Origin of the sequence: Sulfitobacter sp. HI0129, assembly GCF_001635395.1 — a bacterium.
Taxonomy (GTDB): domain Bacteria; phylum Pseudomonadota; class Alphaproteobacteria; order Rhodobacterales; family Rhodobacteraceae; genus Sulfitobacter.
Window position 1 is genome coordinate 1 of sequence record NZ_LWGH01001041.1, and the last position, 244, is coordinate 244.

The following is a 244-nucleotide window of genomic DNA, read 5'->3' on the forward strand; positions in this document are numbered from 1 at the left end:
ACGGGCGGTGCGGAATACCCGCTCGACGGCAACGGCGAGCTTCGGCTGCATTTCACCGAAGAGACCGAGAACCGGATGACCCCCGCCCATCTGGTGCTGAACGATACCGCCCTGCCCGGCCTGCAACCGGCCATCGCCGGGCGGATCATCCTTGTCGGCTCAAGCGCGCAGGGTCTTTTCGACCTGCGCCGGACACCCCTGTCGGCGAGCGTGCCGGGCGTGTTGCTGCAGGCCGATGTTCTCG

Annotated in this window: 1 protein-coding gene; it reads left to right on the forward strand. The window is 67.6% G+C overall.

Annotation, left to right across the window (positions count from 1 at the left end; genetic code table 11):
- Window positions 1–244, forward strand: a 244-nt coding sequence (locus tag A3764_RS22060; protein WP_150122405.1) for a CHASE2 domain-containing protein, incomplete at both ends; no start/stop codon positions are given.